We start from the raw sequence: 3,050 nt of genomic DNA, 5'->3' as shown, positions 1-3,050 counted from the left end.
CACCCACGGGGGGTGTGCCGGGCCGCCGGCGCCACCGGGTTCAGGGGGTGTAGCTCACCCAGCCGCTCAGGGCGGTGGTGTTCGGCGGGCAGTAGACGCGCACGTTCAGGAAGGTGGTGTACGGGCCCACGGTGCGGGTGGAGCCGTCGGAACAGCTCACGTTGACCCACCACTTGGTGGTTCCGGTGCCCGAGCAGGAGATGTTGAAGTACTGCTGGGTGCCGTCGCTCCCGAAGGTGCCGGTGCTGCAGTTGATGCTCTGCAGCGCGTCCGGGGAGGCGGTCTGCGCCTGTGCGGCCGGGGCCGCGGCGAGGCTCAGCGCCGTGGCCGTGGCGAACGCCGCGAGGCCGCCCGCGATCCTGTTCCTGGTCCGGTTGTTCACAGCTGTCCGTCCTCGGGGTCGGTGGTGCGCGTGGGGGCGCCGGGCGGCGGCTCGGAGAGCAGCCCGGCGCTCTGTCTGCGGTGACTTTAGGGAGCGGTCGGGTCCGCGAGCATATGACGGCGGAAAATGCGTCTACCCCGGCCTGGTCAGGCCTCTTGGCCCGTCGATCGCGAATTCCTGCGACGGGGCACCGTCGATGGGGCGGCCGAGGTGGTCCGCCCGCGCCCGGAACGGCCGAAAACGCGGGCGCCGGCGCACCGCCCGCACCCCCGGCATGGCACAAGTCCGTTACAGCGGTGGCGGGTTCCTCCCGCGCTATCCCTGTCCCTGGCATTATCCAAGTCCGTGCCGCCCCCGGAGCCGCCCACGGCGTGCCGGGGCGTCGGCCCGCATGGCGACCGATGTCCAGACGAGGGGGAGTCCGATGACGCTGTTCGGCAAGCCGCCGGGCCCGCAGGACGCCCGGCCGCGCGGGCGGGCCACCGCGCTGACGCTGCGGGTCGTGGCGCAGGCCCTGCTCCTGCTGCTCGGCCTGTCCGCGGTCGGCCTCGGGTTCGCACGGTTCGTCGCCGCGTACCACGAGGGGTGGGCGTATCGCGGCGCCCCGGTCTGCGGCGCTCCGGCGATCGGGCCCGGGGTGGACTGCACGCTGCGGGAGAGCGGGCGGGTGACGAAGAGGGCGATGGAGCGGGACGGCGACTCGACCTCGTACACCCTGACCGTGGCCCGCGAGAAGGCTCCGACCGGCGCCTACGACGTCGGGGAGGCGTTCTACGACGACGTGCGGACCGGCACGGTCGTGAACCTGACGGTCTGGAGGGGCCAGGTGGTCGAGGTCGACTACCAGGGGCACCGGGCCCGCAATCCGCACACCCTGTGGCTGGCCGTCCTGAAGCTGGCGCTGCTGGTCGGCGCGGGCACGGCCCTGATCGCGGGCGGCCTGCTCGGGCCGAACGTGCGCTCCTGGTGGATCCCGGCCGGGATGTCCGTCCCCGTGGCGGTCACCACGCTGGTGGGTGCCGCCATGCTCCTCCTGATGGACTGGCCGCTCCCCGTGACCGTGACCCTGGCCGTCCTGGCCTGGCTGCTCGCGGTCTCCGTCATCAGCGGGATGTCCGTGGAGTAGCGGCCCGGAGCGGATCCGGAATGCCCCTCACAGGTTGTCAGGTTCCCAACGTGGGAAACAGTTGTCAGGTTCTCAACGTGGGAAATAGGCTGCCACCTCCCGCTCACGCCACCACCGGGGAGGCCACCCATGCCCAGCAGTACCAGGAGCCGCAGGACCAGAACCGCCGCAACCCTCCTCACCGCCGCCCTGGCCGCGGCCCTCCTCGGCGGCGCCCCCGCGCTCGCCGCACCCGCAGCCCCGCCCGGAACCACGACGGGCGCCGCCCCCACAGCCGCTCCGGCGGACGGCCGGCACCCGGTCGAGGTGTTCGGCGAGGACGGCGGCATATCCCGGGCCCTCGTCCCCGGCGGCTCCCCGTACACGGCCGGCCCCCGCATCCAGGGCGTGGCCCCGATGCAGGACGACGGCGACGTCACCGCGCTGGTGCGCAACGGCGATCCGGCCGCCAAGCTCGACGTGGTGGTCATCGGGGACGGCTACGCGGCGCAGGAACAGGAGAAGTTCCGCAGCGACGCGGCCGAGAAGTGGCGCGAGATCACCGCCGTCGAGCCGTACGCCACCTACCGCAACCTGTTCAACGTCTGGGCGGTGTCGGCCGTTTCGCCCGAGTCGGGCGTCTCCGGGGATCCGGACCAGGCGACCGTCCGGCACACCGCGCTGGGCTCGTACTTCTGGTGCGACGGGGTGGAGCGGCTGCTCTGCGTGGACGAGAAGGCGGTCGAGCGCTACGCGGCCAAGGCCCCGCAGGCGGACCTGGTGATCGTGGTGGCCAACAGCACCAAGTACGGCGGCGCGGGCTACAACGACGTGAAGTCCTCGCTCGGCTACGAGGGCATCGCCACCGTGGCGGGCGGCAACGCGAAGTCCGGGCAGATCGCGGTGCACGAGACCGGGCACTCGCTGGGCAAGCTCGCCGACGAGTACGCGTACGACGGCCAGGGCACCTACCAGGGCGCGGAGCCGGCCGAGGCCAACATCAGTACGCTGACCGCCGACCGGATGCGCGCCCAGGGCACCAAGTGGTCCCGCTGGCTCGGCCGGACGTCCCCCGACGGCGGGACGGTCGGCGCGTACGAGGGCGGCGGCTACTACCCGACGGGGCTGTACCGGCCGACCGAGAACTCGATCATGCGCTCGCTCGGGCGGGAGTTCAACCTGCCCGGACGGGAGGCGATGATCGCCGGCTTCTACCGCCACGCCACCCCGCTGACGAGTCCCGTCTCCACCGACACCTGGCTCACCTCCGCCAGCCGCCTCACCGTCGACCTGCCCGTCCCGGGCACCCGGCTGCGCTGGTTCCTGGACGGACGCGAGCTGCCCGGGCAGCGCGGGCGCACCGCCCCCGACCTCGCCGCCCTCCACCCGGGCGGCCCCCGCTCCCGGCCGCACCTGCTGACGGCCGTCGCCACCGACCCCACCCCGGCGGTGATCGACCCGGCGCTGCGCGAGCACCTGACCGGCAGCCTGTCCTGGCTGGTGACGTTCTAAAGCGCGTCGACGCGGCGCGCCGGCCAGCACGGCGACGGCCCCGGGCCCGGC

At 73.3% G+C, this 3,050-nt stretch carries 3 protein-coding genes; 2 read left to right on the top strand and 1 reads right to left on the bottom strand.

The window, feature by feature from the left end; genetic code table 11:
• Positions 1 to 40: 40 nt before the first annotated feature.
• Positions 41 to 382: a hypothetical protein gene (locus ACFV6I_RS38755; RefSeq protein WP_380430903.1), complete on the bottom strand. Its 342-nt coding sequence runs from the start codon at positions 380 to 382 to the stop codon at positions 41 to 43.
• Between the two features lie 424 nt (positions 383 to 806).
• Here ACFV6I_RS38755 and ACFV6I_RS38750 point away from each other — a divergent pair, with 424 nt between their 5' ends.
• Together ACFV6I_RS38750 and ACFV6I_RS38745 are read left to right on the top strand one after the other, a co-directional pair.
• Positions 807 to 1,508: a hypothetical protein gene (locus tag ACFV6I_RS38750; protein WP_380381046.1), complete on the top strand. Its 702-nt coding sequence runs from the start codon at positions 807 to 809 to the stop codon at positions 1,506 to 1,508.
• Positions 1,509 to 1,637: 129 nt separating this feature from the next.
• Positions 1,638 to 2,999, top strand: coding sequence for a M64 family metallopeptidase (locus ACFV6I_RS38745; RefSeq protein ID WP_380430899.1), 1,362 nt, complete (start codon positions 1,638 to 1,640; stop codon positions 2,997 to 2,999).
• Positions 3,000 to 3,050: the final 51 nt, after the last annotated feature.

Origin of the sequence: Kitasatospora sp. NPDC059803 (genome assembly GCF_042732255.1) — a bacterium.
Classification (GTDB): domain Bacteria; phylum Actinomycetota; class Actinomycetes; order Streptomycetales; family Streptomycetaceae; genus Kitasatospora.
This window is presented reverse-complemented; position numbering and strand designations above follow the sequence as displayed.